We start from the raw sequence: 453 nt of genomic DNA, 5'->3' as shown, positions 1-453 counted from the left end.
CCTCGGCCTCGATGGAAGAGATGGCTGCGAACATCAAGCAGAACGCCGACAATGCTGCGCAGACCGAGAAGATCGCGCGCCAGTCGTCCAAGGATGCCGAGATCAGCGGCGAGGCCGTGAACAAGGCTGTCGGCGCGATGCAGATGATCGCCGAGAAGATCGGCATCGTCCAGGAGATCGCCCGCCAGACCGATCTGCTGGCGTTGAATGCGGCTGTCGAGGCGGCGCGCGCCGGCGAGCATGGCCGCGGCTTCGCGGTCGTCGCTTCCGAAGTGCGCAAGCTTGCCGAGCGCAGCCAGGGCGCTGCCGCAGAGATCAGCCAGGTGTCGTCCGACACGGTCAAGGCTGCAGGCGAAGCGGGCGAGATGCTCGCAAGGCTCGTCCCCGATATCCGCCGCACCGCCGAATTGGTGTCCGAGATCAGCGCCGCCTGCCGCGAACAGGACATCGGCA

1 protein-coding gene is annotated in these 453 nt (G+C 66.4%); it reads left to right on the top strand.

Features of this window, described 5'->3' with window-relative positions; all coding sequences use genetic code 11:
- On the top strand, positions 1–453 hold a 453-nt coding region (locus AX735_RS26440), incomplete at both ends, for a methyl-accepting chemotaxis protein (protein ID WP_231750152.1).

It is taken from the genome of Blastomonas sp. CCH1-A6 (genome assembly GCF_001556365.1).
GTDB classification, from domain to species: Bacteria; Pseudomonadota; Alphaproteobacteria; order Sphingomonadales; family Sphingomonadaceae; genus Blastomonas; species Blastomonas ursincola.
The sequence above is the reverse complement of the archived record's forward strand: the minus strand, read 5'-3'. Positions and strand labels throughout refer to the sequence as shown.